Below are 2635 nucleotides of genomic sequence, written 5' to 3' on the forward strand. Positions count from 1 at the left end.
TTAACTCTTTTCTTCTCTGTTCTATGAGCTAAATTATCTGCTTGTAACTCTGCAATTTCATCTTCTAATCTATCTGCATACGATTTTGATGCAAATATTGCACGGTGGGAATGTCCACAAATAAGAATTACTTTTTCCTTTTTTGCCCAAGTATACATAATTTGTTCATAATCAGTTGTAACCTGAGATTTTGTCGCGGAAGGATGTCCATACAATTTTAGAAACTTTGCAATAGGTTCAAATGGTTTAAATACACCTCTCACAAGAAATCTGCTTATCCAACTATTTTTATCAGAATCAATACTTCCTTGATGACCATGAACAAGCAAGATTTTTACCTCTCCATTGCTATTTTTCATTTTCAATGCTTCTGGTGCTCCTTTATGTTTTTCGGGATTTTTCATAACGGGGTCATCTGGCGCACACCACTCATAATCATGATTTCCAAAAACACGATAAACACGAGCATTTCCAAATTCTCTCATCTTCTTATAAACACTATTATCATACCTTTTGATTACTTGATTCAAATCAAATTGCCAGAGTTCTTCAGTATCTCCAAGTAATATTAGCCTATAATCATTTTTATTATAAAAGGTGAGAGCAGTTTCAAGTGTTTCCTCATTGTGAAAAAAATCATCTGCATTTCCACCATCGCCTAAATGTAGGTCACTGAAAATAGCGTATTTCATACCTTTTGTCTCAAGCACATTAATATCTTTACTTTCCCATAATTGAAACAACTTTTTATAAGTTAATTCTTTGTCTTGTGCCATAGTTAGACTCCAATCAGATATTTGATAAATTAAATATTTGAGATGCTATATTTCAGTCAAGATAATCTATAAAAGCAAATTAATTTGCAAAGAATACAACAAATTTTTGACAAAATAATTCTACTTTATTAATGAATACTTTTTTATTCATCATTCTATGAAAGGATAAATATTATGGAAAAGATTATAGAAATTTACAAATATATGTCTGCCGATAGAATAATTGATATCCAATCAAATACTAAAGATGAAGCATTAAGGGAACTTGCAGATGTGATAAGTACAAGCGATAAGGTTACTAAAAAAGAGAGCTTTATAAAGAAAATTTTTGAACGAGAAAAATTGATGAGTACTGGAATTGGATATGGAATTGCTATTCCTCATATAAGAGATAAATCAATCCAAGATTTTGTCATTGCTCTTGGAAGAAAAAAATCTGGTCTGGAATATGATTCTATTGATAATAAACCTGTAAAGTTAATCTTTATGATTGGAGCATCTGACAAGCAGGATAAAGATTACATTCGCGTACTCTCCAAGCTAGTATTGCGTCTTAAAAACAAAAACTTTGTAAGGCAGCTTCTGAATGCAAGAAGTGCTGATGAGATTTATGGTTTGATAAAGAAACAGGAATAATAACTCCTGGGTATACTTAATGGACAATTTATCATTTTACCTATTATTTTTAGGTATTTCAATACTTGCAGCACTTATCTTTTCTCGCAGTGCAACATTTATTAAATCACCTCTTATCATCGGTTATATTGTCGCTGGAGCAATTCTCGGTCCCAGCATTATTGGATTTATAAGTTTTGAGCAGATTAAATCCTTACAAATAGTAAATGTTGTCACATTATCTTTAATTGGCTTTGGTATTGGCGGGGAACTTCGTTGGAAAGCAATCAGAAAACTGGGTAAAAGCATAATCTTTATTTTGTTTTTTGAATCTTTTGGTGCATTTCTTTTTGTTGGAATAATTTTAAGCATTTTTCTAAAAAACATTCCTATAGGAATCATTTTCGGTGCATTAGCTGTTGCGACTGCTCCAGCTGCTACTGTAGAGGTAGTAAGACAATACAAGGCAAAAGGCAGACTTACCACCACACTATATGCTATTGTCGGATTGGATGATATTTTAGCACTGTTGATTTTTGTATTGGCAATGCCTGTTGCACTTACTTTCTTAGGTGGTGCTAATTCAGGAACCGCAACCTCTGTAATTCACGCATTAAGTCATGCAGGATTAGAAACACTAATTACTATTCTAATAGGTGCAGGTATAGGATTTATTCTCATTTTATTCGTAAAGTATATTTATGAGAGAACCATACTCCTTTTGTTTTCACTTGGTATTATTTTAGTTAATTGTGGAATTGCAGAAACATTAGAACTCTCTCCAATTTTACTCAATATGGCAATGGGAATAGTTGTTGTTAATTACAGTGCAGTTAATTCTCGAAAAATATTTAGTGCTCTCGGTGATTGGTCTCCTCCGATGTATGTATGGTTCTTTGTGTTAGTAGGAGCAAGATTGGATTTACCGTGCTTGGTAAAATTTATAGGTCTAGCTTTAATTTATATTTTGGCTCGTTCAATTGGCAAATGGTTTGGAAGCTTTGTTGGTGGACAACTTGGTAGAGCAAAAACTACTGTAAAAAAATATTTGGGATTCTGTCTTCTTGACCAAGCGGGTGTGGCAATAGGTCTTGCTTTGGCTGCATCTAAAACCCTTGAAAAAATTGGATTAGTTGAGTATGGAGCTCAAATCATGAGCACAATTACTGCAACTACTTTTATAGTTATGCTTATCGGTCCAATTTTTCTTAAATATGCACTGTTTAAGTCTGGCGAGGCAAAAG

3 protein-coding genes are annotated in these 2635 nt (G+C 33.0%); 2 read left to right on the plus strand and 1 reads right to left on the minus strand.

What is annotated here, in order from left to right; translation table 11 throughout:
- Positions 1 to 776: metallophosphoesterase family protein (locus U9R23_04435; GenBank protein MEA3475670.1), on the minus strand; the 776-nt coding region annotated here is incomplete at its 3' end.
- A 174-nt stretch (positions 777 to 950) separates the two neighbouring features.
- Between U9R23_04435 and U9R23_04440 the strand changes: the two genes are divergently transcribed.
- Both U9R23_04440 and U9R23_04445 read left to right on the plus strand, forming a co-directional pair.
- Complete coding sequence (locus U9R23_04440; GenBank protein ID MEA3475671.1) at positions 951 to 1412, plus strand: PTS sugar transporter subunit IIA; 462 nt, start codon at positions 951 to 953, stop codon at positions 1410 to 1412.
- A gap of 19 nt (positions 1413 to 1431) precedes the next feature.
- On the plus strand, positions 1432 to 2635 hold a 1204-nt coding region (locus U9R23_04445; protein MEA3475672.1), incomplete at its 3' end, for a cation:proton antiporter.

This window comes from Candidatus Cloacimonadota bacterium (assembly GCA_034722995.1).
In the GTDB taxonomy this organism is placed as follows: domain Bacteria; phylum Cloacimonadota; class Cloacimonadia; order JGIOTU-2; family JGIOTU-2; genus JAGMCF01.

Excerpts from the sequence above, each read along its gene's own strand:
- U9R23_04440 (MEA3475671.1), top strand. The coding sequence starts at position 951 with ATGGAAAAGATTATAGAAATTTACAAATATATGTCTGCCGATAGAATA.